Origin of the sequence: Corynebacterium sp. J010B-136, from assembly GCF_002967075.1 — a bacterium.
Lineage (GTDB): Bacteria > Actinomycetota > Actinomycetes > Mycobacteriales > Mycobacteriaceae > Corynebacterium.
Genome location: NZ_PUGE01000008.1, coordinates 1 through 25,274 on the forward strand (window position 1 = coordinate 1; position 25,274 = coordinate 25,274).

Annotated in this window: 27 protein-coding genes and 1 tRNA gene; 19 read left to right on the forward strand and 9 right to left on the reverse strand. The window is 54.8% G+C overall.

Annotated elements, in window-relative coordinates; translation table 11 throughout:
* Positions 1 to 339: 339 nt before the first annotated feature.
* Together C5Y44_RS11440 and C5Y44_RS11445 are read left to right on the forward strand one after the other, a co-directional pair.
* Positions 340 to 1,122, forward strand: a complete 783-nt coding sequence (locus tag C5Y44_RS11440) for an ABC transporter ATP-binding protein (RefSeq protein ID WP_105325057.1) — start codon at positions 340 to 342, stop codon at positions 1,120 to 1,122.
* A complete protein-coding gene (locus C5Y44_RS11445; protein ID WP_105325058.1) occupies positions 1,122 to 3,683 on the forward strand; it encodes an ABC transporter permease in 2,562 nt (853 codons plus the stop codon). Before C5Y44_RS11440 ends, C5Y44_RS11445 begins: the two co-directional genes overlap by 1 nt.
* Here the strand turns inward: C5Y44_RS11445 and C5Y44_RS11450 are convergent.
* Together C5Y44_RS11450 and C5Y44_RS11455 are read right to left on the reverse strand one after the other, a co-directional pair.
* On the reverse strand, positions 3,680 to 4,063 hold the full coding sequence (locus tag C5Y44_RS11450; RefSeq protein ID WP_105325059.1) for a CrcB family protein: 384 nt from the start codon (positions 4,061 to 4,063) through the stop codon (positions 3,680 to 3,682). The genes C5Y44_RS11445 and C5Y44_RS11450 overlap by 4 nt on opposite strands.
* Positions 4,056 to 4,439 (reverse strand): CrcB family protein, encoded by a 384-nt coding sequence (locus C5Y44_RS11455; protein WP_105325060.1) that lies wholly within the window; start codon positions 4,437 to 4,439, stop codon positions 4,056 to 4,058. The genes C5Y44_RS11450 and C5Y44_RS11455 overlap by 8 nt, the downstream gene beginning before the upstream one ends.
* 95 nt (positions 4,440 to 4,534) lie before the next feature.
* Between C5Y44_RS11455 and pgm the strand changes: the two genes are divergently transcribed.
* The 4 genes from pgm (at position 4,535) to C5Y44_RS11475 (ending at position 7,652) form a co-directional block, all read left to right on the forward strand.
* A complete protein-coding gene (pgm, locus tag C5Y44_RS11460; RefSeq protein ID WP_105325061.1) occupies positions 4,535 to 6,163 on the forward strand; it encodes a phosphoglucomutase (alpha-D-glucose-1,6-bisphosphate-dependent) in 1,629 nt (542 codons plus the stop codon).
* Between the two features lie 10 nt (positions 6,164 to 6,173).
* Entirely contained in the window at positions 6,174 to 6,635 is a 462-nt protein-coding gene (locus tag C5Y44_RS11465; RefSeq protein WP_066796106.1) for a MauE/DoxX family redox-associated membrane protein, read from the forward strand.
* A gap of 104 nt (positions 6,636 to 6,739) precedes the next feature.
* A complete protein-coding gene (locus tag C5Y44_RS11470) occupies positions 6,740 to 7,468 on the forward strand; it encodes a thioredoxin domain-containing protein (RefSeq protein WP_105325062.1) in 729 nt (242 codons plus the stop codon).
* 108 nt (positions 7,469 to 7,576) lie between these two features.
* Positions 7,577 to 7,652, forward strand: a tRNA-Ala gene (locus C5Y44_RS11475).
* A gap of 163 nt (positions 7,653 to 7,815) precedes the next feature.
* Here C5Y44_RS11475 and C5Y44_RS11480 read toward each other — a convergent pair.
* Together C5Y44_RS11480 and C5Y44_RS11485 are read right to left on the reverse strand one after the other, a co-directional pair.
* Positions 7,816 to 8,652, reverse strand: a complete 837-nt coding sequence (locus C5Y44_RS11480; protein WP_105325063.1) for a phosphosulfolactate synthase — start codon at positions 8,650 to 8,652, stop codon at positions 7,816 to 7,818.
* Positions 8,653 to 8,695: 43 nt separating this feature from the next.
* Positions 8,696 to 10,078, reverse strand: a complete 1,383-nt coding sequence (locus tag C5Y44_RS11485) for an MmgE/PrpD family protein (protein ID WP_105325064.1) — start codon at positions 10,076 to 10,078, stop codon at positions 8,696 to 8,698.
* Positions 10,079 to 10,288: 210 nt separating this feature from the next.
* Here C5Y44_RS11485 and C5Y44_RS11490 point away from each other — a divergent pair, with 210 nt between their 5' ends.
* Positions 10,289 to 11,086, forward strand: coding sequence for a class I SAM-dependent methyltransferase (locus tag C5Y44_RS11490; protein ID WP_105325065.1), 798 nt, complete (start codon positions 10,289 to 10,291; stop codon positions 11,084 to 11,086).
* Positions 11,087 to 11,186: 100 nt separating this feature from the next.
* Here C5Y44_RS11490 and C5Y44_RS11495 read toward each other — a convergent pair whose 3' ends face one another.
* From C5Y44_RS11495 to C5Y44_RS11505, 3 genes are all read right to left on the reverse strand, one after another.
* Positions 11,187 to 12,308 carry an HNH endonuclease signature motif containing protein gene (locus C5Y44_RS11495; protein WP_105325066.1) on the reverse strand — a complete coding sequence of 374 codons (1,122 nt, stop codon included), beginning with the start codon at positions 12,306 to 12,308 and terminating at the stop codon, positions 11,187 to 11,189.
* A 132-nt stretch (positions 12,309 to 12,440) separates the two neighbouring features.
* Positions 12,441 to 13,667, reverse strand: coding sequence for an NAD(P)/FAD-dependent oxidoreductase (locus tag C5Y44_RS11500; protein ID WP_105325067.1), 1,227 nt, complete (start codon positions 13,665 to 13,667; stop codon positions 12,441 to 12,443).
* 104 nt (positions 13,668 to 13,771) lie between these two features.
* Positions 13,772 to 14,122, reverse strand: coding sequence for a cupin domain-containing protein (locus tag C5Y44_RS11505; RefSeq protein ID WP_075723484.1), 351 nt, complete (start codon positions 14,120 to 14,122; stop codon positions 13,772 to 13,774).
* 217 nt (positions 14,123 to 14,339) lie between these two features.
* Between C5Y44_RS11505 and C5Y44_RS11510 the strand changes: the two genes are divergently transcribed.
* The 4 genes from C5Y44_RS11510 to C5Y44_RS11525 are packed head-to-tail and all read left to right on the forward strand — an operon-like array spanning position 14,340 to position 18,247.
* Complete coding sequence (locus tag C5Y44_RS11510) at positions 14,340 to 15,305, forward strand: ABC transporter substrate-binding protein (protein WP_105325068.1); 966 nt, start codon at positions 14,340 to 14,342, stop codon at positions 15,303 to 15,305.
* A gap of 6 nt (positions 15,306 to 15,311) precedes the next feature.
* A complete protein-coding gene (locus C5Y44_RS11515; RefSeq protein WP_105325069.1) occupies positions 15,312 to 16,376 on the forward strand; it encodes an iron ABC transporter permease in 1,065 nt (354 codons plus the stop codon).
* A 3-nt stretch (positions 16,377 to 16,379) separates the two neighbouring features.
* Positions 16,380 to 17,459 (forward strand): iron chelate uptake ABC transporter family permease subunit, encoded by a 1,080-nt coding sequence (locus C5Y44_RS11520; RefSeq protein ID WP_105325070.1) that lies wholly within the window; start codon positions 16,380 to 16,382, stop codon positions 17,457 to 17,459.
* Positions 17,456 to 18,247: an ABC transporter ATP-binding protein gene (locus tag C5Y44_RS11525; RefSeq protein WP_105325071.1), complete on the forward strand. Its 792-nt coding sequence runs from the start codon at positions 17,456 to 17,458 to the stop codon at positions 18,245 to 18,247. The genes C5Y44_RS11520 and C5Y44_RS11525 overlap by 4 nt, the downstream gene beginning before the upstream one ends.
* Positions 18,248 to 18,259: 12 nt before the next feature.
* Here C5Y44_RS11525 and C5Y44_RS11530 read toward each other — a convergent pair whose 3' ends face one another.
* Positions 18,260 to 18,721 (reverse strand): Lrp/AsnC family transcriptional regulator, encoded by a 462-nt coding sequence (locus C5Y44_RS11530; protein ID WP_369831093.1) that lies wholly within the window; start codon positions 18,719 to 18,721, stop codon positions 18,260 to 18,262.
* Positions 18,722 to 18,871: 150 nt separating this feature from the next.
* On the opposite strand from C5Y44_RS11530, the gene C5Y44_RS11535 reads away from it, so the two are divergent.
* From C5Y44_RS11535 to C5Y44_RS11550, 4 genes are read left to right on the forward strand one after another with little or no spacing between them, the layout of a single operon-like run.
* A complete protein-coding gene (locus tag C5Y44_RS11535; protein ID WP_304481687.1) occupies positions 18,872 to 19,522 on the forward strand; it encodes an AzlC family ABC transporter permease in 651 nt (216 codons plus the stop codon).
* The gene (locus tag C5Y44_RS11540) at positions 19,522 to 19,848 is read left to right on the forward strand and encodes a branched-chain amino acid transporter permease (RefSeq protein ID WP_105325073.1); all 327 of its coding nucleotides are present in this window, start codon (positions 19,522 to 19,524) and stop codon (positions 19,846 to 19,848) included. Before C5Y44_RS11535 ends, C5Y44_RS11540 begins: the two co-directional genes overlap by 1 nt.
* 48 nt (positions 19,849 to 19,896) lie before the next feature.
* Complete coding sequence (locus tag C5Y44_RS11545; protein WP_105325074.1) at positions 19,897 to 20,487, forward strand: dihydrofolate reductase family protein; 591 nt, start codon at positions 19,897 to 19,899, stop codon at positions 20,485 to 20,487.
* Between the two features lie 24 nt (positions 20,488 to 20,511).
* On the forward strand, positions 20,512 to 21,255 hold the full coding sequence (locus C5Y44_RS11550; RefSeq protein WP_105325075.1) for a fructosamine kinase family protein: 744 nt from the start codon (positions 20,512 to 20,514) through the stop codon (positions 21,253 to 21,255).
* On the opposite strand, the gene nadE is transcribed toward C5Y44_RS11550, so the two are convergent.
* Positions 21,252 to 22,064, reverse strand: coding sequence for an ammonia-dependent NAD(+) synthetase (gene nadE, locus C5Y44_RS11555; RefSeq protein WP_105325076.1), 813 nt, complete (start codon positions 22,062 to 22,064; stop codon positions 21,252 to 21,254). The two genes, C5Y44_RS11550 and nadE, sit on opposite strands and share 4 nt — an antisense overlap.
* Positions 22,065 to 22,171: 107 nt before the next feature.
* Here nadE and C5Y44_RS11560 point away from each other — a divergent pair, with 107 nt between their 5' ends.
* The 4 genes from C5Y44_RS11560 (at position 22,172) to nrdI (ending at position 25,215) form a co-directional block, all read left to right on the forward strand.
* Positions 22,172 to 23,506 carry a sugar porter family MFS transporter gene (locus C5Y44_RS11560; RefSeq protein ID WP_105325077.1) on the forward strand — a complete coding sequence of 445 codons (1,335 nt, stop codon included), beginning with the start codon at positions 22,172 to 22,174 and terminating at the stop codon, positions 23,504 to 23,506.
* 233 nt (positions 23,507 to 23,739) lie between these two features.
* Complete coding sequence (gene ykgO / locus C5Y44_RS11565; RefSeq protein ID WP_003847162.1) at positions 23,740 to 23,862, forward strand: type B 50S ribosomal protein L36; 123 nt, start codon at positions 23,740 to 23,742, stop codon at positions 23,860 to 23,862.
* Between the two features lie 567 nt (positions 23,863 to 24,429).
* The gene (gene nrdH, locus C5Y44_RS11570) at positions 24,430 to 24,657 is read left to right on the forward strand and encodes a glutaredoxin-like protein NrdH (protein ID WP_066796072.1); all 228 of its coding nucleotides are present in this window, start codon (positions 24,430 to 24,432) and stop codon (positions 24,655 to 24,657) included.
* Between the two features lie 123 nt (positions 24,658 to 24,780).
* Positions 24,781 to 25,215, forward strand: coding sequence for a class Ib ribonucleoside-diphosphate reductase assembly flavoprotein NrdI (gene nrdI, locus C5Y44_RS11575; protein WP_105325078.1), 435 nt, complete (start codon positions 24,781 to 24,783; stop codon positions 25,213 to 25,215).
* The last annotated feature ends 59 nt before the right edge of the window (positions 25,216 to 25,274 follow it).

Consider the following 25,274-nt stretch of genomic DNA (forward strand, 5'->3'; position numbering starts at 1 on the left):
GGAAGCTAAGCCTGCCCGCGCTGATGGTACTGCACCCGGGAGGGTGTGGGAGAGTAAGTTACCGCCGACATAAAACAAAACACAACCGAATACGATAAGGACCCGTGAAGAGACAACCTCTCTTCACGGGTCTTTTCTCCGTTTTACAACCTATTTGTCGTTTTTAGGTGCAATTCCTACGGCCTTTCTGTAAATGCCAACATCGCTGCAGAAATAGGGGTACTCCCTGATATCGCCACCAGGTGCCGTCCGGTAGATTTACAAGGGTAAATGTCGAAAGACGCTCGGCACTGGCCCTAGACGTGGGCCCTTAGAAGTTAAAAAGAAAGCAATTTATATATGAGTAACCAGCCCACTGATTACCCTGAAGCAGAGACTGGGAAGTCCACCGACACGGTGGTGGCTGCTGCCCGCGCTGTTGAGCTTCACAAGCAATACGGTGAAGGGGAAACCGCAGTAGTTGCACTAGACCACATCAATATTGAATTCGCACGCAACCAGTTCACAGCGATTATGGGGCCATCAGGCTCTGGTAAATCCACGTTGATGCACACGATGGCAGGCCTGGACCGGGCATCTTCAGGTGGGGCTTTCATTGGTGATACGGATTTATCGCGTCTCAATGACAAAGAAACCACTGCTATCCGTCGTGATCGCCTGGGCTTCATCTTCCAATCTTTTAACTTGGTGCCAACGCTGACGGCAGAAGAAAATATCACCTTGCCAACTGATATCGCCGGCAAGAAAGTAGACCGTGAGTGGTTTGATGAAGTCACCACTCGACTAGGCATCAAGAATCGACTCAAGCACCGCCCAGCCGAGCTGTCCGGTGGTCAGCAGCAGCGCGTTGCCTGTGCTCGCGCGCTCGTGTCACGTCCAGAAATCATCTTTGGTGATGAACCGACCGGTAACTTGGATTCGAACTCATCGCGCGAGGTCCTAGACATTCTGCGCACCGCGGTCGATAAAGATAATCAGACCGTGGTCATTGTTACTCACGACGCCAAGGCAGCTGCCTATGCGGACCGCGTGGTCTTTCTATCGGATGGCAAGTTCGTCAACGAATTGCAGGATCCCACGATGGAAGAAATCCACAAGGTAATGGCGGAGATTGAGAGCTAATGTCTAGCGGTAAAACCATGCGCAAGGTATCGTTGCGCAATATTTTGGCACATAAACTCAGACTCGCCCTGACTGTCTTGGCCGTCGTCTTAGGAACCTCGTTTATCGCCGGTTCCTTCATGTTCACTAAGACATTGTCGGATACTTTCGACTCTGCCATCTCATCATCTTTCGACGGCGTGGATGCAGCCGTTAGTCCTGTCAATGAAGGCCAGGGCATTTCTGCTGAAACCCGTGAAGCTATTGCCGCGGACCCAGAGGTTGGCTCGGTCAACGTCGGCGGCAGCCAAACAGTGGTTGTTGCTGATGCAGATTCCGAAGCTTTTCAAACCGGGGGCGGCGCCTCCTCCTTGGGCCCGTTTTATCCTGAAGATGAACACGTCGGTGAGCCCTACACAATGACAGAGGGCAATGCGCCTGAAGGTCCTGATGAAGTAGTTATCAACCAAGATGCGGTTGATGAATATGGCATCGCTATTGGCGATAAACTTATCGCAGTCACCCCGAGCGAGCACGTCAATGTAGAAGTCTCCGGTATCTATGAACCACCGGTGAGCATGGGGTCATCGATTAGCCTGCTCATGGCTGAAGACGGCTACCTGGAACGTTTCACATCTACTGGATCCGTAAGTTCGCTGACGGTCTCTGCAGCTGAGAATGTGACCCCAGACGCGCTGGTTGAACACCTCAACAACGAATACGAGGTCTCTGCTGAATCCGGTGAGAAGCTTGCCGAAGAAATCACCAAGGCGATTTCGGAAGGCATGCAGTTTATTAACTACTTCCTCATCGCCTTCGGTCTGATTGCACTGTTGGTAGGCACTTTCATCATTGCTAATACCTTCTCAATGATCGTTGCCCAGCGCACCAAAGAATTCGCTTTGTTGCGTGCATTGGGCGCCTCCCGCGGGCAAATTACACGTTCGGTGGTTACCGAATCAGTCATCGTCGGCATTATTGGCTCAGCAGTCGGCGTCGTCGCCGGCATGGGCCTAGTCGCCATTATTAAACTGGCACTTAGTTCCCAAGACTTACCAATGGGCAGTGGGCTGGGGCTCACGGTCAACGCCGTGGTGGTGCCAATCATCCTCGGCACCATCGTGACGGTTATTTCGGCATGGGCACCAGCTCGGCGTGCAGGCGCAGTAGAGCCAGTCGAAGCCATGCGCACCACAGAATCCGCCGCAGGTAGTTCGTTGAAGGTCCGCACCATCATTGGCCTTATCATCCTGGGCGCAGGCATTGCCTTCGCAATCTGGGGAGCCTTGTGGACAGATGGCACCACGGGCAACCGTGCATCGTTGGTTGGTGTGGGAGCATTAGGCGTTATCGTGGGCTTTTTCATGGCTGGCCCAGCGTTGAGCCTTCCAATTGTTCCACTTTTTGGCAAGCTCATCGGTGCACCTTTTGGTGCAGTTGGAGCATTGGCCGCCACGAACTCGCAGCGTAACCCACGCCGTACATCGGCCACGGCTTTTGCCCTCACCCTGGGCCTTGCCCTGGTGACCGCGATTGGCATGCTTGGCGCGACTATGAATTCTTCCATTGCAGATCTCATGGAAGATAATGTGTCAGCGGATTACATCTTGAGTGGACCAACGGATGGTTCTTTCCCGGCCCCGGGGAACACGCCTGAATTGGCGCGCGAGACAGAGGGCGTGGAAAGTACCGTTGCGGTCGGCATGACGCCAGTGCTTATCGATGCCAAAGCCGCGCTCGACTACGGCCCGCAATTTCAGATGACAAACTTCATTGAAGGTAACCCCGAATCAATGGTGACCTTTGATGTAGTGGAAGGCTCCATGGATTTGGAAGCCAATCCGGGATTCATTGCCAATCGCACCGTGGCTGAAGCCAATGGCTGGGAAGTCGGCGAATCCTATGAGCTGTCGTCGCCAATGAATCCGGTGGAAACTGGTGAAGTCGAACTCATCGGTATCTACGAGCCGAACCCCCTTGTTGAAGGATTTGCCGTCTCGAAGTCGGCTTTTGAGGACCTTATTCCTTCTGGTGCTGCGCAACTGCTTTTCGTTGGCGTCAACGCTGAGGAAAGCTATGACCTGACTCAGCTGCGCACCAACTTAGAAGAATCTATGAAGGAACTCATCATCATCCAGGTGATGACTGGTGAGGAATACGCGGGCCAGGCTGCTGACTTGGTCAACCAGATGCTCTCGATTCTCTACGCCTTGCTGGCACTGGCCGTTATTATCGCCATCCTGGGAATTGTTAACACTTTGACCTTGGGGGTAATTGAACGCCGCCAGGAAATCGGTATGCTGCGCGCGGTGGGTACCCAACGTCGCCAGGTCCGCACCATGATTACATTAGAAGCCGTACAAATTGCGGTCTTCGGCGCGGTCATGGGCATGCTGATTGGTCTTGGCCTGGGCTGGGCATTTATCGAAGTGCTTGCCGATACCGGCCTAGAAAACGCCGTTGTTCCATGGGCACAGCTGGCCATCATGTTGGTTGCATCCGCCGTGGTTGGCGTGGTGGCCGCTATTTGGCCATCAGTACGCGCGGCGAATACACCGCCGCTCGAAGCCATCGCGGATTAAGCATTATAGATTCGCAGCGCCCACACGATGCCGCGGTGGGCAAAGATGAGCCCGAGTGCGAGGGTTAGCCCCAGATACATAGCGAGCTTGCGCCACTTCTTGGTTTTGATCAGGGAGGCAAGCTCGGAGGCAAGCGTTGACCACGTCGATAAAGCTCCAGCGAAACCCATGGCGATAACCGGCTGTAAGAAATTGGCTGCGCCGGTATCGTCGAGAGCCATCGAAAAGCCGATGGCCATGCCGGCAGCGAAAGCAGCCAAAATATTGGCCACGAAGGTACCAACATAAATCGGAAACCACTGGGCCAAAAGACCACGCAGTGTTCCGCCGATGAAAGCTGCTGCGCCAAACGCTACGAGGAGCACAACGGTATCAAGCATTGTGCTCTCCCTCGAGGCCGTCCGCGGTGCGGCGCATGCGGTGGGTGCGGATGGCGTCGCCAAGCACATAGCTTGCGATGCACCCTGCAACCGTAAGCGTGACGTGGCCGAGCGCACCCCAGGCGGTCATCGCAACCGTAGCAGTGGCGAAAGTAGAAAAGCTGGTGAATCCACCCAGCACCCCTTTGCCCCAGAAAAGCCCCGGCTGGAAATACCCCAACAGGGCAGAGCCCACGAAGTTAATCAACAGCAAGGGCCAAATCTCGGCATGCGGCCACGCTGCTGCTGCCGTGAGAGAACCAAGCCCCACGCTAAGACCCCAGCGCGCAAAGGCGCCGAAGACAGCCCCAGCGCCGACGATGAGTGCTTCTTTCATGCTCGCAATTCTAAACCCGGTTGATGCCGATGCACTGCAAAGACGGACCGAACAGGGAATACTAGTAGGAGACGAACTTCTACTAAGGAGCAACCATGGCGCATGAGCGTGCAGGGCAATTAGCAAAACCAAGTGATCTCATTGATATCGCAAGTCTGGTGAGCGCGTATTACACGCGCAAACCGCAGGTCGATGACCCTGATCAGGCGGTAGCTTTTGGAACTTCGGGCCACCGTGGTAGTTCCTTGGACTGCGCGTTTAATGAAGACCATATCTTGGCGATTACCCAAGCTATCGTGGATTACCGCGCTGCGCAGGGTACCAAGGGCGCTATTTTTATTGGTCGGGATACGCACGCGCTCTCAGAACCAGCGATGGTCTCCGCCCTTGAAGTGCTGTTGGCCAATGACTTGGAAGTACGCGTGGATAATAATGGCCGTTATACGCCAACTCCAGCTGTCTCCCATGCGATTTTGACCAATCCGGGAACCGACGGCATTGTCATTACCCCGTCGCACAACCCACCGCGTGATGGCGGATTCAAATACAACCCGCCTTCAGGCGGACCAGCAGATGCGGATGCTACCGACTGGATTGCTGCGCGCGCGAATGACTATTTGCGCCAAGACCTGGCAGGGGTCAAGCGCATCTCAGTAGACGGTGTGCTCGATAGCCGCTGCGTCGCGTGGGATTATCTGAATAACTACGTGGCAGACCTTGGCTCGGTGATTGACATGGAGGCAATTGCTAAGTCCGAGATTTCCATTGGCGCGGATCCGATGGGTGGGGCGAGCGTGGACTACTGGGGTGCCATCGCAAAGCACTATGGCCTCAACCTGACTGTGGTGAACCCGGAAGTTGATGCGACTTTTCGTTTCATGACCCTAGATACCGACGGCAAGATTCGCATGGATTGTTCATCCCCGCACGCGATGGCCTCGTTGATTGATAACCGGACGAGCTTTGATTTGGCGACCGGCAATGATGCTGATGCTGACCGGCACGGCATTGTTACCCCTGATGTCGGCTTGATGAACCCTAATCACTATTTGGCGGTTGCGATTGACTACCTCTTTAGCCACCGTGACAAGTGGGGCAATGCTGGTGTCGGTAAGACCTTGGTGTCCTCCTCGATGATTGACCGCGTGGTTGAAGCTTTGGGCAAGGACCTGGTGGAAGTTCCCGTTGGATTCAAATGGTTTGTGGATGGTCTGAGTGATGGCAGCATTGGCTTCGGCGGTGAGGAATCTGCCGGGGCGTCTTTCTTGCGTTTCGATGGCTCCGTGTGGACCACCGATAAAGACGGCATCATCTTGAACCTTTTGGCGGCAGAAATCATCGCGGTGACGGGAAAGAGCCCATCGCAACGATACGCAGAGCTTGCCGATGAATTCGGCGCGCCCGTTTATGCACGCACGGATGCACCAGCTAACCGTCAGCAAAAGGCCATCTTGAAAGCACTGTCGCCGGAACAGATTTCGGCCACGGAACTTGCCGGTGAGCCCATTACCGCGAAGCTGACTCAAGCAGAAGGCAACAGCGCGGCCATTGGCGGATTAAAGGTCACCACCGACAATGCGTGGTTTGCGGCGCGGCCATCGGGCACTGAGGATAAGTACAAGATTTACGCAGAATCCTTTGTTGATGAAAATCACCTGATAAAAGTGCAGGAAGAAGCTCAAAGTCTCGTGGCGCGGGTTTTAGCGGACGCGTCAACCGACTAAGGTGTCAGGGGTGAAATATCTTAACAAGGCGTTCCTGCTGGACTGCGTGAGTGCTTTCGCGCGCTTTTATATGGCTTATATCTGGATTACAGCTGGTTTATCCAAGCTGAACCAACACGCCACGGTTGCGATGTCCATCCGCAATTATGATATTTTCACCGGCGAATGGTCCAATTTTTTAGCGCTGCTCATCGGTCCTTTAGAGATCATGGGTGGCGTCTTGCTGTTGCTCGGGCTGTTTTTGAAACCAGCAAACAAGATCGCAATCATTGTTCTTTCGCTGTTTGTCATCGGCATTGCACAAGCCTGGTTGCGCGGTCTCAATATTGATTGCGGTTGCTTTGAAGCAGACCCTTCGGCTGCCGATGGCCCAATGAATTACGCAATGACGATCCTGCGTGACTTCTTCTATATCTTCCTATCCGGCTGGACTATCTTCCGTCCGTTTAAGAAGCTCGCAATTTACCCTTAAACCGTGAGTTGCATCATTTAATAAGGCTCATCAAGGGGCTTTAAAGTAGCATTTAGGTGCGAAAATAATTTCCAAAATTAGTTCCAGAAAGTTGGAGAAGACTTATGGCAAAACCTGTCAAGGTAACAGATCCGAATAAGAAGAGCGGCGCCGGTTTCCTGTGGGGCATTGTAGCTCTGCTTGTTATTGTCGCAGTAGTTATCATCTACATCGTGGTCAACGGGCAGCGTAGCCGCGGCGCCGAGATTGAAGACGTAGCCTTTAACGTTTCCTTTGAAGATAATGCCGTAGTTCTGGCTTCTGATAACGCAACCGCAGATACCCCGGAAGTAGATCTCTACGAAGACTTCTCCTGCCCTCACTGCTCCGACCTGTCGGTAGCTACCGGGGAAGACATGAAAAATGCGGTTGAGGCGGGCGATTTGATCGTCAACATCCGCCAACTCAACTTCCTGGATGGCCAGGACCCAACCACCAATGAAGGCCACTCCACCATGACGGTTGCAGCTGTGACCCCATTGGCTGAAGCAGGCGAGGCTAAGGCTTGGTGGAACGTACACAAGACCTTGATGGCTGACCAGCAGAAGGTTTACAACAACTGGTCCGCTGAAGACGTAGCAAATGCTGCAGCCGATGCAGGCGCTTCTTCCGAGGTAGTAGATGAGATTAAGAACTCTGAGATTTCTACCGGCCAGGAAATCGCTACCGCGAACTACAACCTGCTGGAAGAGCAGACCGGTTCGGTTTCTTCGCCACGCGTAATCATCGACGGTGAAGATATCCCTGAGGGCGAGCTCAACAACTGGGTTGCCTACGCAGTAGACAACGCCTAAGCATGTGAACACCGCTGAACGCCGCCAGCGATTTGGATAACTCTTCGCTGGCGGTGTATCTTATAACAAGTGCCTAATCAGGTACGTAGTGCTTAAATTTAAGCGCTCGGGGCTATGGCGCAGCTGGTAGCGCACCACACTGGCAGTGTGGGGGTCACGGGTTCGAATCCCGTTAGCTCCACCAAATAAACCCGTTGACACAGGTCAACGGGTTTTCTCGTGCCGGGGGCGAAAACGCGTTTCCCCTCTCTGACAACGGAACGTGCTCATCGTCAGCAAAGAGGGGTTAGCGTGAAAGTGAGATGAATTCACTTTCGGGGTTATCTGAGGCAAAAGGGCTTAGCTTTTTAAGGTGCGGGGTTAATTACTCGTCCCCAGGTGCTCTTATTGCCCCAGATGTTTTGGCGCAGCCCTTCGAGCTGCAAGATTTGGCTGTGGTCAACGAATAGGTTGCACTCGTTGCCGTAGTTTTTGACGTACCACTCAAAGACCGGGCCATCGGCGGCTTCGAACATGACGTTTTCCAGGCCGAGTCCGTTGATGATGGAAGCGGCAGCGCCGGTATCCCACTCGGTGACATTTTCGGTAATACCTTCGGATTCAATCATGATGATGGAAGCGCCGGCATCGAGGGCCTTCTTGCCGCGGTCAACTAAGTCGCCGATGTCCTTTTTACCTTCGGCGGCGAGCTCGGCTTCGCCGGAGTCACCACCAGAACCAATCTGTAGGCCCAGCTCAGGTTTTGCCTTGAGACCTGCCTTGACCACCTTTTCAACGAGGCGCTGCAGGCCGGAGGTGTTGAGCATGATGAAGCCGGTAGAAATCTCAATAACATCGAAGCCGACTTCCTTGGCTTCTTTGAGGTAGTGGTCCACCGCATCATCGCCGTAGCGCAGCACGGTTTCAATCCAGCCGCCGGAGGAAACATAAGCGTTGTTCTCGTGTGCGATATCGCTAAAGGCGCGGACTTGTTCAGTGGGCACAAGCGCGAAAGAACCGCCGGCCCATTTGATGCCATCGACCCACTGGCCAGCGACGTCAAAGACATCCTGGAGGTGACGCGTGCCGAAGGTGGAGTAGTACGGTGCACGAATTTCAGTCATGCCGAAGGTGCGTGGCTTTTCTGGACGGTAGGCGCGGGGAACGAAGTTAAAAGATACGTTGTGGGGTACTGCATTGCCCATGATGGGATCCTTTCAAAAAAAGGGGGTTGGACGGCGAGGCAGGTTATGCTGCCGAGCCGCGGGTGGGGGATACTTTGGCCAGGGCTTCGGTCAGTTCGGAAACTTGGCGGGTATCGAGTTCGTGGATGATAGTGGCGATTTCTTCGCGCAGCTCCTCGCCTGTAAACGGAGTAACGAGGGCGTCGAATTTCTTGCGTGCGTTCTCCCAATCCAGGGGATTGTCGTGGAAACCGAGGTAGCTGTCTTGGGATGCGGTGAACACGGAGCCATCGTTTAGCGTGACCTCAAGCTCAGCGGGCATATGATCCGGGAAGCGGTCGGAGAATTCATCCGAGGGAGTAATCTCAACCTTCTTCATCAGGCTTTGTACGTCATCGGCAACTATGCGCGAGGGCTCGTACTGCTCAGGATTGAGCTGGCCATCGAGAAGCACGACCGCAAGCATCCACGGCAGGGAGTGGTCGGCTTCTTCCTTGGTGCGAATCAGCTGCTTATCGCCTTCTTCACCACCGCCGATAATGGAGTAGGCGACATCAAAAGTAGTCAGGCGAATCTTGTCGATATCTTCTGACTTGAAGCCTTCCTGCGCGCGGATGTCTAAGGCTGCATCGAGAGCTGACTGCGAGTGAATTTCCGCGTTGTGCTTTTTAATGATGGTGCGCTTAACGCTTTCGAGGTCTTCTTTCGACCAGTCGATTTCGAAAGGCCCGGACACAGAGTCCTTGAAACCCTTGTTGCCCTCGAAGACTTCCTCGGGGCCTGTAATGCCACGGCTGGCGAGTAGCGCTGCCCACGTTCCTTCCTTGGAAACATGCGGGTAGGCAAGGCCTTTCCAGTGGCTGAGGTTGCCCGTGCGGGTTACGCGTAGTGCGACATTCGCGGTACCGGCGATGGCTAGGGCGTTGGCAATCTGCTCGGCTGGCAAACCCAGCGCCTTGGCTGCCGATGCACCCGCGGCGAACGCACCCTGGGTGGTGTGGTCGAGGCCTTTGGCGCGAACGGGTGCGACATCGGAAAGCCGAGTGTGCACTTGGTAGGCCACGGCAAACGCAGTGAGAAGCTGCTTGCCGGAAGCACCAACGCTTTCGGCCGCCGCGAGTACCGCGCCGAAGTTATCGGAAGGGTGGTTGGTTTCGCCCTTTGCCAAGTAGGCGTCCATGAAATCGAGGTAGCGGCTTAGTGCGCTGTTGAAGAATGCGGCACGCTCTGGGGTGGTCTTGCCGCCGCCGATAAGCGTTGCCTGTTGCGTTCCGCCGAGATCCTCCAGAAGTTCTCGGATGGCGACTATTGGTTCGGCATCGAGTGCGCCGATAGCAACTCCCACGGTGTCTAGCACCCTGATTTTCAATTGCTCAACGGCTTCGGGACTTGCTCCGTCTAGTGTGGCAGCTTCCACGAAGGCGGCGAGTTGTTGTGATTCGGTCATTGCAATCCTATCTGCTAGTTAAGTTAGGCTTACCTTAATTAGGCTCCTTTATTGAAAGACTGTCAATGGTTCGCGTCACAATGTGGATTAAGTCATTAGGCTCTTCTATATACAACTAAAGTTTGTTAGCCTCTGGTTATCAGTGTGTTGCTAGCCGGAAAGGCTCTCATTGTCCGGCGTTAGTGGCCTTTTATTGTCGCGGAGGACATCATGAGTGAACAGCTACCGGGTACATCTCGAGCAGATGAGGACATGCAGGGGCATTGGCTATTGGCCAAATTGGGGAAACGAGTGCTGCGCCCAGGCGGGCGCGAGCTTACCGAAAGGTTGCTTGGTCTAGCTGGAGTTCCCAACGTTGATGTGGTCGAACTCGCGCCGGGCCTGGGGCGCACGGCGGCGTCAATTCTGGAACTTGGCCCCGCGAGCTATACCGGCGTGGACAGTGATCCGGATGCGGTTGCTGCCGTGCGCCGGGTTGTGGGCTCCGCTGCGCAGCTGGTGGAAGCCGATGCTGCCGAGACGGGTCTGGGTGAGGAGTCCGCGGACCTCGTCATCGGCGAGGCCATGCTGACGATGCAAGGGGAGAAGACCAAGAACGCCATCGTCGCTGAGGCTGCCCGAATTCTGCGCCCTGGCGGTAGATACGCCATTCATGAACTGGGGCTTGTTCCGGGAGATTTATCCTTAGATGTCAAAACTGAGATCCGCAAAGGACTAGCTCGCGCGATTAAGGTAAATGCGCGCCCGCTGACGCTGACTGAGTGGACTGCAGTGCTAGAGGCAAATGGTTTCCAGGTCATCAAAGTTGAGACCGCGCCGATGGCACTTTTGCAGCCACGTCGCATCATCGCCGACGAGGGGCTTGTAGGAGCGCTGCGCTTTGTAAAGAACCTGCTGCTTAACCCAGACGCACGTAAACGCGTTTTGCAGATGCGCCGGACGTTCAACACCTACCGTGACCACCTGAATGCGGTAGCTATCGTCGCGACCAAAAATAGCCCCAGGTAAATGTGCTCGGCTTTTTGAAAAAGGATCGACGAATTGGCTAACCAGCCTGTTTGACTAGTTAGCTCTGATTAGCGCCTGTTAGCTCCCTTCAGCTGTGGGCTTAAATCAGATCCATCGCCCCCATGCTGCTCAAGTCATGCGTGTTGCCCACAAGCTTCCCGCCTGGGGTGTGCAGGCGGACCTTGCCGCGGTGGCGTCGCATTCTCCCGCGACTCGGTTTGCCTCGTTTCTTCCGGCTCGGCGAAGCTGGACCGTCATCATAATTCACACCGTTGTGGTACTTGCATAACATGGTCAGGTTGGAGGGTTTGGTATGCCCGCCGTGTTTGTGAGCGTCGATATGGTGAACCTGGCACCTATCAGCCGGGACATTACAGTCCGGCCAGGGGCAGACGAGATTCTCCGCCATGGCTAAAGTTCGTAGCTTCTCGGATGCGAAGCGGGCTTCGTAGAGATTCACAGGCCCGGCGGTGGGGTGGAAAAGACCGACATAGAGCTTATCGCCGAGCGCACCTTCCATCGCGGCGTTGATGAACTCGGCGCCGGTCATGGTGGTGCCATCGGAAAGGCCGATGATGACCTCGTCGCCGGCACCACAAGAGACTTTGGCAAAGTCCTCCAGTCCAATAGCAATGACCGTGCGGTACTCCGGCTTGATAAGCCCGGTGCCATCACCTTCCACTAAATCCCAGAAAGGCTCGAGCAATGCTTCGGAGCGCGGCTGGTTGTGGTTGGTAATAGTGGCGTCGAGAGTTTTCTCGAGGTCGGTAATTTTTCGTTGGGTATCGGTGATGCTGATAGTTCGTAGGCCCTCTACAACGCGACCTAGGCGTACACCGCGCTGTTTGGGTGTGTCGCCGCCTTCTTCCATAACGCGCTTTTTGGCGTAGACTTCGACTTCTTCGAAGGTGCCCTCAAACGCGATAAGTTCAGCACGCAAGCGCCAGGCGGCACCGCGCTTTTTCAACTTCTTGGCGTGCTTTTCCACCATCTCTAAGTACTCAAGGTTTAACCCCCGCTCTTCGGCAAGAGCTACCGATTCGCGTTGCAGCCGCGGTGAATCGGTGGGGCCGAAAAGAACATCGGCCAGCGAGGTGAAACTTTTTGCAGTCTTGCGAGCCATGCCATCGCTTACCATGTCGTATGGCGAGCGTTTAGACATGTCTCTTAAGATGCCTATTGCTTGGCTGGTGAGAGCCATAAATTCTTCGTATTTATCCATGCCTTCGACACTAAAACGCAAACGCAGGCCCGCGCTAGGGCAAGGCCAAAAACCTGTGGATAACTACGTTGACACATCACGCAACGGGCAAAGTTATCCACAGGCACCGGTTTCTAGGGCCGGATAAGCGGGTCAGAGGTCGGAATAAGCCACGTTCGGATCGACGAGCTTGTCCGGATCGATCTTCTTGCCTTCGGCAATGAGTGGCTTGACCTCATCGGGGACATCCCACACATTGACGTTCATCGCGGCGAGGATTTGGTTGTCATCATTGACCCAAAACGCAACGAACTCGCGCTTTTCAAGGTCGCCACGGATATAGACCTGCTCTTCTGAACCGGTAGCGTGACCAACGTATTCGCAGCCCAAGTCGAATTGGTCGGTAAAGAAATAAGGCAAGTTGGTGTACTGCACATCTTCGCCCAATGCGGCCGCCGCCGCGGTTGCCGGCTGGTTAAGAGCTGTCGCCCAGTGTTCCACGCGGATGCGGTGTCCTAAGACTGGGTGGTCGTGGTTAGCGATATCGCCGACCGCAAAGATGTCTGGATCGCTGGTGCGTAGGGAGGCATCGACAAGCACGCCGTTGTCGACCTCTAAACCTGCTGCCTCGGCGAGGTCGACTGCCGGGGCAACACCGACGCCGATGACAACATTGTCTGCCTCAATAATCGTGCCGTCTTCAAGGCGAACTCCCACAGCGCGGCCACCTTCGGTCACGATGTCTTGGACTTTTACTTCCGTGCGCAGATCGACGTCATTGGAGGTGTGCAAGTCGGCGAAGACCTGCGCGACCTTGTCGCCGAGGATCCGTAGCAGCGGAAGCTTTGCGCCTTCCAGAACCGTAACCGCGGTACCTGCCCCGCGCGCCGCCGATGCGACCTCTAAGCCAATCCAGCCGCCGCCGATAATTGCCAGCTTTTTATTGTCGCCGAAGGTAGCGCGAATGGCATCTGAATCCTCGACAGTGCGCAGGTAATAGACGTTGTCGGCATCTGCGCCCGGGATAGGGAGCTTGCGCACCGTTGAACCCGTTGCCAATACCAACTTGTCGTAGTCAAGTACCGAATCATCATCTAAGGTGACCTGATGGTTTGCGGCATCAACCTTGGTTGCGCGAACGCCCTGCTTCAGCGTGACATTATTTTCCTCATACCAATCGGCTGGTTTTACGATTGCGTCATCAAAAGAGCCCTTGCCGGCGAGGTATTCCTTGGACAGTGGTGGGCGCTCATAGGGCAGATGATCCTCCGCCCCGATGAGCGTAATCGAGCCCGCGAATTCTTTCTCACGTAGCGCTTCGGCGGTCTTGGCTCCTGCCAGGCCACCACCAATAATGACAATATTTTCTGGGGTACTCATGCCATCCTCCTCATTACTTACAATGGGCGGTCGGCTCCGAAGTCGACCGCGTGGGTCATATTCGCCATGCTACGTGCGTAAGCAGGGCTTAGTTGGAATTTAAGTCAGGAGAGATCACGCACGACAGTCAGCAAGACCGCGGAGTCTTCCACGGCCACTAGCCCGTGGCGTTGTTGAGGAACCACGGCGTGCTCATCCTCTTTCACCTCAATCGCGTCTTCGCCAACCGTGACCTGGACTGTGCCTTGCAGGACATGCAGCAGCGCTTCACCGGGATTTTCGTGGTCGGACAGGCTCTTGCCGGCCTTGAGCGCCAGGAGTACCTGCGTGAGATGACCGCCTGGTACCGCCCGGAAAGAATGCGTTGCGCGACCATGTTTGACCGTTGCTGCTTTTTCCAGCAACTCGGCACTTAAATCGCGAAGGTTGACAATGTTATTGCTGGAATCAGCCATGGGAGCTCCTTGCCTCGAGGTATTTACACGGTTTATTTCGAGTTTATACGCAATTGCTTAATTGTGTTCACTGTTCGCACTGGTAACGGTGTGGGCAGCTTGCTATACGTCTTTTGGTTGGCAAGTCATACCTAATTAAGGTTAGGCAATCCTCGTGCCACCGTGTATATTTTGCCGTGGTAATAGATACCTGTTCTCTAGCAAAAGGAAATCTCTCGTGAAAAAGACGGCACTAGTGGCTCTTGGTGCAGCTGCAGCCATGGTCCTTGCGGCGTGCTCGACATCTGATTCTGATAACGCGCAGGAAGATTCAACTGCTGCCAACGGTGAGCAGCTCACTCTCTCGCACCCCAGCATCGAGGGGTTGAATATCGATTTTGAAAATCCCCCAGAGACCCTAGTCATGGACTGCTATGCATATAGCTCCTTGCATGAGTATGGGCTGGAGCCAGACGCGCTGTTTGGTTTTGAGTGCGATAACGAAGCATTGATGGGCGATGCCGATATCGAAGGTATCGAGACTGTTGGACAAGATGCAGAAATCGACCTGGAAAAGCTTGCAGAGCTACGCCCGGATGCCATTATCGGCAACGGCAATGCTGATGGCTGGTCGTGGTTCGATGATGATGTTAATGCGCAGCTGACCCGCGTGGCACCATTTGTGCCGTTGCCTTCTGAAGGCTCGATTGATGAAAAGATCGCTGATACCCGCGAGATCGCAGATTTCTTTGGCGCAGATGTAGAAGCAGAGAACATTGTTGCCGCTGATGAAGACTATGAAGCAGCGAAGGAAGCGTTTAGCCAGGCGGTGGAAGGCAAGGATTACAATTTCTTGCTGGCCAGCCCAACCAAGGAAATGCTGTACACGGGCGTAGGCTTCGCGCAGGCAGACTTGCTAGAAGAGCTCGGCGCGAACATCGTCGGCCCAGATGCACCAGCTGAAGGCAACCCATGGGGACAGGTGGCATGGGAAGATGCTTCGACCTATCCAGCAGATGTCATCTTGGTTGAGAACTTCGATCCTGAGGCTCCATTTACTGCGGAGCTGTGGGATGACCTGCCAGCAGTAAAGGCAGATCAGCTCAGTACTTGGTCTTCAAAGGGTGCTTTGACCAGCCGTACTTATGCGGACTGGTTGCAGGATTTGGCAGACAAGGTAGAAACCTACGACAAGGTGGCTTAGGCCTTAATGTCTTCACCAGCAGCGCCGACAGAGCCGACACCGGCAATAATTAAAGGACAAGATACAGCACGACCAATCGCGCAGACACGGCTTTTAGGACTGGTAGTCCTTGTCGTGATTTGTTTAGGTGCATTGATGCTCAGCATGATGGTGGGCTCGCGCAGTATTGCCCCGGCAGAAATCATGCATTTCTTGTTGCATCCGGACCCGGCTGATCCGCTCTCGCAGGTGGTGTGGCAATCACGGGTTCCGCGCACTTTCTTGGTGCTAGTAGCAGGAAGTGCACTGGGCGTTGCTGGTGGGTTGATGCAAGCTGTCACCCGCAACCCGATGACAGACCCCGGAATCTTAGGTGTCAACGCTGGCGCGTCTTTGCTGGTGGTTATCGGCTTGGCCTTTTTCGGAGTCACCGATATCTCGCACTACATGTGGTGGTCTTTTGCAGGCGCCATTATTACTTCGGTGGCGGTCTTTGCCATTGGCAATACCGGCCCCATGCGCGGAAGTCCTGTTCGCATGACGCTGTCAGGAGTCGCGCTTGGCGCAGTTCTTGGTGGGTTTACCTCCGCAGTGCTGCTGACTAACTCAGAAGTTCTAGAGCGCATGCGCGGCTGGTCTGCTGGAACAACGGCATCGCAACCACTCGATGCCACATTATCTATCACGCCGTTTATCGTGGTGGGCCTACTCATTGCCGTGGCCAGTACGCGTGCTTTAGATGTGTTATCTCTTGGGGAGGCCGCAGCCGTTGCCATGGGCGCGCATCCGCAAAGAACACGCCTAGTGGTCTTGATCGCTATCGCATTGCTTGCCGGCGGTGCGACCGCGGCAGCAGGTCCTATTGGGTTTATCGGTTTGTTGGCGCCGCACTTATCGCGCATGATTGTCGGTCCGCATCAGGGTTGGATTATGGCTTATTCCATAGTCTTGGCCCCGGCCGTGCTTGGTGTCAGTGATGTTATCGGCCGCGTTATTACGTCCGGGGAAGTACCCGTTGGTGTGGTCACAGCGTTTGTCGGTGCCCCGCTGCTTATTTATATGGTGCGCAAATACCGCATCCCGGAGGTGTAACTGGTGGTTAATACAGCAACCTCAACGGCAGATTCGGAACTGGAATTCGGGCGCAAAATCTTCCGCATTGGTCCTAAGGACCGTCCGTTTATGCTCATCGGCGCGCGCACCGCAGTCATCACGGTCGGCTTATGGCTGGCCACTGCGGTGATCGCCGTATTTTCGCTTGTCGATGGCTCCGCGTCCATCACCGTCGCCGAAGCCTTCGCGGCGCTGACCGGAAACGGTGATTCCTACACCAACATGATCGTGGTGGAATGGCGCGCCCCGCGCACACTGCTGGCAATCTTGCTGGGTGCGACGCTGGCGATGAGTGGCGCCATCTTTCAAAACCTCACAGCCAACCCACTGGGCTCGCCTGATGTGATTGGTTTTCAGACAGGTTCTTATACCGGTGCTTTAATCGTCATGTTGATTATCGGCGGCGGTTCCACCCAGACCCTGATCGGCGCGCTCATCGGCGGAATCACCACCGCGTTGGTGGTGTTCTTCCTCGCCTCGAAGCGCGGCTTTGCTGGCGGCGTGCGCCTGATCATCGTCGGCATTGCGGTCAGCGCTATGCTGGCATCGCTCAACGTGTGGATTTTGCTGACTGCCTCGGTAGAAGATGCCATCATGGCCAGCCTGTGGGGTGCAGGAAACTTGGCCGGTACCTCCTGGAATTCGCTCCTGCTTGCGGTGGTCGGCTCAGCGGTATTCATCGTGATGGCAGCATTTTTGGCACGCCCTATGCGCCTGATGCAGATTGGCATTCCCTTCGCCGTGGCCTTGGGGCAAAATGTGCGCCTCGTGCAGATTCTCGCCGTGGTTGCTGGTATTGGCCTCACTGCTCTAGCTACCGCCACCGCGGGCCCGATTTCCTTTATTGCACTAGCCGCGCCACAGATTGCCCGGCGCTTAGTCCACGTGGATGGCCTGGCTCTGGCTCCCACCGCAGCCGTGGGCTCATTCTTGTTGATCCTCGCGGACACGATAGCGCAAAGAATTGATCCTGAATCCCCACTTCCAGTTGGAATTGTCACCGTATCCATCGGCGGCGTGTATTTCCTGTGGTTGTTAATGAGAGAAGGTCGACGTAAATGACACGTCTTTTAGTAGATAACGCACGGCTCGGATACGCGGACAAAGTCATTTGTCCCGGGGTCGATTTAGAAATCCCCGATGGTCGTTTCACCGTTATCGTCGGCCCCAATGCCTGCGGTAAGTCCACGTTGCTCAAGAGCTTGACGCGGTTGATTGCGCCGCAAGATGGTCAGATTCGCCTGGATGGGCAGTCGCTGCATTCGCGCCCGACGAAAGACGTCGCGCGCGAGGTTGGTTTGCTGCCGCAAGGTCCGGTTGCGCCAGACGGAATTCGGGTCATTGACTTGGTATCTCGTGGGCGTTACCCGCATCAGAGTTTGTTTAAGCCGTGGTCGCCGGAAGATGAACAAGCAGTCAAAGAGGCCATGGATGCCACAGGTATCAGGGAGCTCTCAGGTCGGCTTGTCGATGAACTCTCCGGCGGCCAACGTCAACGCGTCTGGATGGCGGTGGCGTTAGCGCAGCAAACCCCGATTTTGCTGCTCGATGAACCGACCACCTTCTTGGATGTCAGCTATCAGATTGAGCTGCTGGAATTGTGCCGCAAGCTCAACCGTGAGCGCGAATATACCTTGGTAGCGGTCTTGCACGACCTAAACCAGGCTGCCCGCTATGCCGATCACATCATCGCCATGAAAGACGGGGAAGTCGTAGCCGCCGGTAATCCTTCCGACGTGATCACTGAAGAACTAGTGCGCACGGTCTTTGGCGTGGATTCTAAAATCATCGCCGACCCTGAGTCCGGCGCACCCCTGATGATTCCGACTTGGGCCCACGCTAACGCGTGACCGCGTTAGCGCTTAGATTGGGAGTTCTGAGGTCAGTTTGGCTTGCTCCATGGGGATCTCAGTTTTGACGCTGCGCACGCAGTCGATGCGGGAGAGGTGATCCACCTGGAATTTCCGGTACGCCGCGAGGTCAGCTGCGACAATCCGCAGCATGACATCGCACTCACCAGCCATGAGATGGCACTCTACGACCTCAGGAAGCGGCTGGATTTCATCGACGAAGTGCTGCACAGTGTCTAAATCTTGGCCTGTTAACCACACCCGGGTATAAGCGGTAAACCCTTTGCCAATCTTCGCAGGATCCAATAAAGCAACATAGCCCTTGATGATTCCGGCGTCCTCCAGCGCGCGCACGCGGCGCAAGCACGAAGAGGGGGACAGGTGCACCGCATCCGCTAACTCGTTATTGGGGATTCTTCCGTTTCGTTGAAGGATCTGAAGAATCCGGCGGTCGGTTTTCTTTTGCTGAATAATTGCACAAGAGCCCTCAGATCTTCGAAGTACGCAATCGGATTTCTGGACCTTCCTGCAAAAATATTCCGTATGGATAGAGAAGTTCTCACAAAAACCGAAAATCACCCACAGGCCCCGCCTAATAGCAGGCGTCACGAGGTTACCCAGGGCGTGAAAGCATCCCTAGCTGCCGGGCTAGGCATGATTCCCCTAGGCGTGGCATTTGGCGTTTTAGTGGTGCAGTCCGGTCTGCCCTGGTGGGTAGCGCCTGCGTTATCGATCTTTGGTTTCGCAGGTTCTTTGGAGCTGCTGCTCGTGGGGATGATGGTCGCGGCAACCCCACTGGCTGCCATCGCGTTGACCACCTTGCTGGTGAACTTCCGGCACGTCTTTTACGCCTTTACTTTTCCCCTACACGTGGTGCGAAATCCCATCGCGAAGTTCTACTCGGTCTATGCGCTTACCGATGAAGCCTATGCCGTCACCGCAGCGGAACGAAAGGGCTGGACCTCCTGGCGCCTGTTGGCGCTGCAGATTTCTTTCCAGACCTACTGGGTCGGCGGCGGAATTCTCGGAGTACTCCTAGCGGGAGTTATTCCCGGCAATATCGAGGGGCTGGAATTCGCGCTGTGTGCCTTGTTCGTAACCCTAGCGCTAGATGCGTGCCGGACTAAAGAACAAGTTCCTTCGGTATTACTTGCCAGTGCCAGCTTTGCTGTTGCTTTTGTTGTGGTTCCTGAACAAGCACTATTTTTCGGGATGATCGGATTTATCGTGCTGCTCGCGGTTCGTTATGGGTTCGTGGCAAGGAAAGGAAAATAATGCCGGAGACAAGCTATATCTTGGCGGTGCTCGCCATCGTATTCTGTATTACCTTCGCCCTGCGCGCGGTGTCTTTTGCGATGCTCAAGCCACTGCGCAATGCGAAGGCGATCAACCTCATGTCGGTGTGGATGCCCGCTGGAATCTTGTTGGCTCTGGCGCTTTCAACATTTCGCAGCAGTATCGGCGGCGATCTGGGCAATGTCTGGAAAGCACTCGTGGCAGTAGCCGTGACAATTTTCGCCCACCTCGCTTTCGGCCGCCGCAATTTGCTCAGTATTGGACTGGGCACAGCTATGTACATTTTATTGCTCAACCTCGTCTAGAAAATTACGAGCTGTTCGAGATTCCTTTCGCAGGTACCCTGGGGTGGCATGCGGGAGATAATAGTGACCGAGATGCTCAGCCTCGATGGCGTCATCGAAGCGCCAGGCGGCGAAACCGGATACCGCAATGCCGGATGGACATTTAACGATGTGGAATTTGACCCGGCTGCCTATGAGTTAAAAGGCACGGAGCAAGAGGAAGCGGGAGCTTTGCTCTTGGGGCGTAAAAGCTATGAAGCCTTCGCGCCGATTTGGCCCAGCCGAGATGAATTCGCTGGTTACAACACCATGCCGCGGTTTGTGGTCTCCACGACTCTAGAAGGCGATGATGTGCGTTGGCCAGCAACAATCCTGCGCTCACTCGATGATGTGAAAGCCCTTAAGAAGGGCCAAAGTCGCACAGACTTTGATCGTGACTTTGATGGCCCATTGCTGGTCCACGGAAGTTCCACGTTGGTGAGGGCTTTGCAGGAAGCAGGGCTCATTGATAAGTACTACCTGCTGGTATTTCCGCTGCTGCTGGGTGCGGGAAAGCGGATGTTTAGTGGTGCTAGCTTGCCCACCCAGCACCTGGAGTTGGAAGAGCACGCACGCTATTCCAACGGAATCCAGAAAATGATCTATCGCGTAAAGAAGTAAAAGGCACAGGAGGGGCGAAATCTCATGGCAACTTTTACCAAAACCACGAATACTCCTGACCAAGCCCACGCGGAAGCAGCGGGGTTGAAGTGGTTGGCAGCCGCGACGCCGGAAGCAGAAAAGTCTGTGGTCAAGGTCGTGGAGGTCAGCGGCACAACGCTTGTGGAACAGCGCGTGGAAACGGTACGCCCGGATCCAGAATCAGCATTTGAGTTCGGCAGAATTTTGCGCGGCATCCATGAAGCCGGGGCAGAGGCCTTTGGCGCGCCGCCTGAAGGCTGGACGGGGAAGAACTACATCGGTCGCGTTGAGCAATCATGCACCCCGAGGGATAACTGGGCGGAGTTTTACACCGAGCAACGTGTGCTGCCGTTCGCGCGCCGGGCACATCTTCAGCCGGAAATTGAACAGTTGGTGGAAAAGGCGTGTGGGGGCATCGTTAAGCATGCGGATGCGCCTGAATTCGATGTGCCACCTGCACGTATCCATGGCGACCTGTGGGCAGGCAATGTGCTTTTTAGCACTGATGGCGTGGTGATGATTGACCCGGCGGCGCACGGCGGGCACCCACACACCGACCTTGCAATGTTGGAGCTTTTTGGCACCCCGCACCTGGTTGATATTCTTGCCGGCTACGGTAACCCGGATGTGGATTTTGCCCTGCACCAGCTGCATCCCTTGGCTGTGCATGCGATGACTCACGGCACGGCTTATCACCGCCCGCTAGCCGATGCCGCCGCGGAAGTCGTGCAACGTTACGGGGATTAGAGGGTGCCGAAGCTGACCGGGCCTTCCGGCATATGGCGCTTGTGCCCGCCACGACGCCAGTGCTTTTCGATGACCTCTGCGGCCTCACGAGGTACCTGCTTGCCCTCTAAATAATCATCAATGTGGGCGTAAGTTACGCCAAGTGCCTGCTCATCTGGCAAACCTGGCTTGTTGTCTTCCAAATCCGCGGTAGGAACCTTGCGCCAGGTGTCCTCTGGGGCCTGAAGCTGCTGCAACATTTGTGCGCCCTGGCGTTTATTGAGTCCCTCCAATGGGAGAAGGTCTGCTGCGCCATCGCCCCATTTGGTGAAAAAGCCGGTGACATTCTCGGCAGCATGATCGGTGCCGATGACCAGCAGATTCTTTTCGCCAGCTACGGCATACTGTGCAATCATGCGTAAGCGTGCCTTGATATTGCCGCGGTTGAAATCGCCTAAATCTTGCCCACCTACACTGTGCGCGACCTGGTCATTGAGTGAGGCAGTAGCGCCTTCGATGTTGATGGTGAGGCTGTGGTCCGGCTGGATGAACTCGAGGGCCATCTGCGCATCTTCTTCATCAATCTGCACGCCATGCGGCAGGCGCAAGGCGTAGAACTCAGCGCCTTCAACTTGATCGACGGCCATTTGCGCAAGCTTGCCGGCCAAAGTGGAATCCTGGCCCCCAGAAATGCCTAAGACGTAGCCTGCGGCGCCGGTGGTTCGAAGATAGTCGACCAAAAACTCCACGCGTCGGGCAACCTCTTCGGCCGCATCGATGCTGGGCTGTGTTCCTAAAGTATTAATTATGGTGCGCTGCAGATTATCCATGTGGTCATTCTAACCCGAGCAGCAATTATTGTTAGTGGTCATCTTGATGGATTCAGTACGGATTGCTCTCTAAGTTTTAGCCACACGCGGTGCTTTAATGGACTGTTGTGAATACCGACAAATACGTAAAGCTAGTTGCCCTAATCGCGGCATTGGGAGGCCTGCTCTTTGGCTATGACACCGGAGTGATGTCCGGTGCTTTGTTATTTATTAGCCCAGATTTCTCCATGACGGCCCACCAAGAAGGTTGGGTTACCTCCATGTTATTGGTCGGTGCTGCGGTTGGCGCACTGGTTGCCGGTCGGGCGGCCGATGCCTGGGGCAGGCGCACAACCTTGCTTATCGGTGGAGCGATTTTCATCATCGGCTCGTTGTGGTGCGCGCTAGCAGGTTCCATCTTTGCGCTGGGGGCCGCGCGAACATTTCTAGGTGTAGCCGTAGGCGGTGTTTCTATTGTTTCGCCGATGTACATTGCCGAGGTAGTGCCTCCGGCGATGCGCGGACGCCTGGTCTCGCTTAATACTTTGATGATTGTGGTCGGCCAGCTTGCCGCTTATTTGGTTAACTCTGCACTTGCGACAACGGGCAGCTGGGAGTGGATGCTTGGGCTGGCTGCGATACCTGGCGCAATGCTGTTTATCGGCATGCTCTTTGTCCCCGATTCACCCGTCTGGTTGGTCTCGCGTGGGCGAGTTGACGAGGCCGAGAATATTGCCGCACGGTTAGGCATGCGGTTAGAAGAGCTCACGCCTGCGCAAAGCAGCCGTGGCGCTTCAACAGAATGGTCGGTGCTGAAAGCAACCCGGTGGATCCGCGTCACGGTGCTTTTAGCGATGCTCATGGGCTTAACCCAGCAAATCACCGGCGTTAATGCCGTGGTCTACTTCGCGCCCATCATGATGAACCAAGTGGGTATTTCTGCGACGAACTCGGTCTATACCTCCATTGTGATTGGCGTGGTCTCCGTTATCGCCTGCATGGTCGGCATCAAGGTAGTAGACCGCATCGGCCGCAAGCGACTATTGCTCATTGGTCTTGCCGGCAATACCATCTCGCTATTTATCCTGGCGGGCGCCTACTCCTTTGCTAATGGCTCGGTCTTTTTCGCCATGGTCTCGCTCTTTTTCATGGCAACTTTTATCGCCTCACAACAAGCGGCTGTATCGCCTGCGACCTGGTTGCTCATTTCTGAGCTTGTTCCCGCCCAAGTCCGCGGCTTAGGCATGGGCATTGCGGGCTTAAGCCTGTGGGTGACCAACTGGGCTGTGGCGCAGTACTTCCTACCGCTGGTTGAGTGGCTTACGGGACCTGTTGCTTTTGCGATTTTCGGCGTACTGGGCATCATCGCGATGGGTTATACCCGCGCATTGGTGCCAGAGACGATGGGTAAGTCTTTAGACGAGGTTGGGGCTGAGATGCACAACCGCTATGCTCATAAGTGACATTGAATTTATAGGTTCGACCCCGGGTTTGCGGGCAGTGGGATCTGCAGGTTCGAGCATCGTGTTGATTGTCTTATTTTGTCTTCACGGTGCTATAGGGTAGTATTTTCCCTCGTGTCATGACCGGAGTTTTCTTTAAACTTCGGCGCGTGCTTGAACAGTATTAACCGCAGTAAATCTGATGATTTGCCACTCCCGGCGAATCAGGATGCGCATAACGAAAGGAGCGCCCGATGAAGGTTCGCAAGTCGCTTCGGTCGCTGAAGAAGAAGCCGGGCGCCCAGGTTATTCGCCGCCACGGTAAGGTCTTCGTGATCAACAAGAAGGATCCACGTTTCAAGGCTCGTCAGGGCTAAGATACGCGATTTCGGCAAAGGCCACCCAAGTTATCCTCGTGATGACTCGGGTGGCCTTCGCTTTGCCTTCACAAGCTTTGCGATGCCATTGTTCCGATGCTCCGATCTGCAGCAGTCGGAAGGGTCACCTGCACCTGATGGCAGCTGCGGGAAGTCGGGCAGCTAAGATTAATTCGCCGCAAAACTAAATAGTTGTTACCCCTGAGGCCTCTGTTGAAAATGGGGCAGAAGTTGCTTGATACACGAGGGCACTGTGAGGTTTGTCTCATTTAGATTGGCGAAATCGACAAAGCTGCAGGTGGTTTCGCGAATGTAGTTTTTAATGACTCGCATCGATGTAATTACCTGTTGGCCCGGCGGCCTACATGTGGGGCGTGATGTGGGGCCATCCTGGTAATTCCATGCGTGTAACTACTACATGTTGTGATGGTTGCAGGTCAGCGACACAAAGTATAGTGTTGTGGGTATCGCTCAACGGGGCAGGAAACACCGCTTGAGAATTGTTCTTTATCCCTCCGCTAGGGCCACTTAGCGGCTCGCACGAATATCAAAGGTTAGGTCAGCACAATGTCTATCACTCTTTACACCAAGCCAGCTTGCGTCCAGTGCACCGCTACTAAAAAAGCCCTTGACCGTGCTGGTCTGGCTTACAACACTGTTGATATCTCCCTCGATGATGAAGCACGTGATTACGTTATGGCGCTGGGCTACGTTCAGGCTCCAGTTGTAGAGGTAGACGGCGAGCACTGGTCCGGCTTCCGCCCAGAGCGCATCAAGCAGCTACAGGCCGCTTAAATAGCCCCAACTTAAGGGCGCAGCCAGGGGTGAGCGCCCGCTAAAATAGACCCCGGCACCGCTTCCACAGAGGCTAAGTAATTCTTGGAAGTATCTAGAAAGTTTTAAAGGAGGGAGTCGGCCGTGCTGGTCGTCTACTTTTCCTCCGTCACCGACAACACCCATCGCTTTGTGCAAAAGCTCGACCTACCGAATGAGCGGATCCCGCTGCGGTTAAAGGACGAGCCTTTAATAGTTAATGAGCCTTATGTTTTGGTGTGTCCAACTTATGGTGGCGGAGTTTCACTTACTGGTGAAAATAGCCGGCCTGTTCCGCGACAGGTCATTCGATTTCTGAATAATGAGCACAATCGTAGCTTTATCCGCGCAGTAGTGGCAGGAGGAAACAGCAACTTCGGCGCTGATTTCGGAAAAGCTGGTGAGGTTATTTCCGCCAAGTGCAAAGTGCCTTATGTTTACCGCTTTGAGATGATGGGCAACGAAGATGATGTCCGTATTTGCCGCGGGGGACTAGTACAAAACGCAGCCAAGCTGGGGCTTGAAAAACAAGCCAGCTAAAACTTAATGCCGTGATTACCATGAGGTATTACGACCGCAACACCTTAGACAAAACCTAA

Excerpts from the sequence above, each read along its gene's own strand:
- C5Y44_RS11455 (WP_105325060.1), bottom strand. The coding sequence starts at position 4,439 with ATGAAAGAAGCACTCATCGTCGGCGCTGGGGCTGTCTTCGGCGCCTTT.
- ykgO (WP_003847162.1), top strand. The coding sequence starts at position 23,740 with ATGAAGGTTCGCAAGTCGCTTCGGTCGCTGAAGAAGAAGCCGGGCGCC.
- pgm (WP_105325061.1), top strand. The coding sequence starts at position 4,535 with ATGGCGCATGAGCGTGCAGGGCAATTAGCAAAACCAAGTGATCTCATT.
- C5Y44_RS11505 (WP_075723484.1), bottom strand. The coding sequence starts at position 14,122 with ATGGCTGATTCCAGCAATAACATTGTCAACCTTCGCGATTTAAGTGCC.
- C5Y44_RS11470 (WP_105325062.1), top strand. The coding sequence starts at position 6,740 with ATGGCAAAACCTGTCAAGGTAACAGATCCGAATAAGAAGAGCGGCGCC.
- C5Y44_RS11540 (WP_105325073.1), top strand. The coding sequence starts at position 19,522 with ATGCCGGAGACAAGCTATATCTTGGCGGTGCTCGCCATCGTATTCTGT.
- C5Y44_RS11525 (WP_105325071.1), top strand. The coding sequence starts at position 17,456 with ATGACACGTCTTTTAGTAGATAACGCACGGCTCGGATACGCGGACAAA.
- C5Y44_RS11500 (WP_105325067.1), bottom strand. The coding sequence starts at position 13,667 with ATGAGTACCCCAGAAAATATTGTCATTATTGGTGGTGGCCTGGCAGGA.
- C5Y44_RS11515 (WP_105325069.1), top strand. The coding sequence starts at position 15,312 with ATGTCTTCACCAGCAGCGCCGACAGAGCCGACACCGGCAATAATTAAA.
- nrdH (WP_066796072.1), top strand. The coding sequence starts at position 24,430 with ATGTCTATCACTCTTTACACCAAGCCAGCTTGCGTCCAGTGCACCGCT.
- C5Y44_RS11480 (WP_105325063.1), bottom strand. The coding sequence starts at position 8,652 with ATGGGCAATGCAGTACCCCACAACGTATCTTTTAACTTCGTTCCCCGC.
- C5Y44_RS11550 (WP_105325075.1), top strand. The coding sequence starts at position 20,512 with ATGGCAACTTTTACCAAAACCACGAATACTCCTGACCAAGCCCACGCG.
- C5Y44_RS11485 (WP_105325064.1), bottom strand. The coding sequence starts at position 10,078 with ATGACCGAATCACAACAACTCGCCGCCTTCGTGGAAGCTGCCACACTA.
- C5Y44_RS11545 (WP_105325074.1), top strand. The coding sequence starts at position 19,897 with ATGCGGGAGATAATAGTGACCGAGATGCTCAGCCTCGATGGCGTCATC.
- C5Y44_RS11450 (WP_105325059.1), bottom strand. The coding sequence starts at position 4,063 with ATGCTTGATACCGTTGTGCTCCTCGTAGCGTTTGGCGCAGCAGCTTTC.
- C5Y44_RS11440 (WP_105325057.1), top strand. The coding sequence starts at position 340 with ATGAGTAACCAGCCCACTGATTACCCTGAAGCAGAGACTGGGAAGTCC.
- C5Y44_RS11445 (WP_105325058.1), top strand. The coding sequence starts at position 1,122 with ATGTCTAGCGGTAAAACCATGCGCAAGGTATCGTTGCGCAATATTTTG.
- C5Y44_RS11490 (WP_105325065.1), top strand. The coding sequence starts at position 10,289 with ATGAGTGAACAGCTACCGGGTACATCTCGAGCAGATGAGGACATGCAG.
- nadE (WP_105325076.1), bottom strand. The coding sequence starts at position 22,064 with ATGGATAATCTGCAGCGCACCATAATTAATACTTTAGGAACACAGCCC.
- C5Y44_RS11495 (WP_105325066.1), bottom strand. The coding sequence starts at position 12,308 with ATGGATAAATACGAAGAATTTATGGCTCTCACCAGCCAAGCAATAGGC.